At 75.0% G+C, this 244-nt stretch carries 1 pseudogene; it reads left to right on the top strand.

Annotated elements, in window-relative coordinates:
• Positions 1–43: 43 nt before the first annotated feature.
• Positions 44–244, top strand: a pseudogene (locus KVT45_RS55520) (amino acid permease); the annotation flags it as partial.

Below are 244 nucleotides of genomic sequence, written 5' to 3'. Positions count from 1 at the left end.
GGCCGCCGCCAGCCTGGTCGGCGACTAGGTGCTCAGCGTCGCCGTGAGGCTCGCCGCGGGCGCCGACGCGCTCGCCCCCGCCTTGCCGGCCGTCGCCCACGACAAGCTGGACGTCTGCCTGGCCGGCCAGGCCCTGCAGGCGGCGGTGAACCTGCGGGGCGCGACCGGGTGCGCGCGGGAGCAGAAGCTGCCGACCCTCCTGTACATCGTCTGGATCGTCGGTGTGATCCAGCTCGGCCTGCTG

The organism is Streptomyces sp. GbtcB6, from assembly GCF_019091475.1.
Classification (GTDB): domain Bacteria; phylum Actinomycetota; class Actinomycetes; order Streptomycetales; family Streptomycetaceae; genus Streptomyces; species Streptomyces hyaluromycini.
This window is presented reverse-complemented; position numbering and strand designations above follow the sequence as displayed.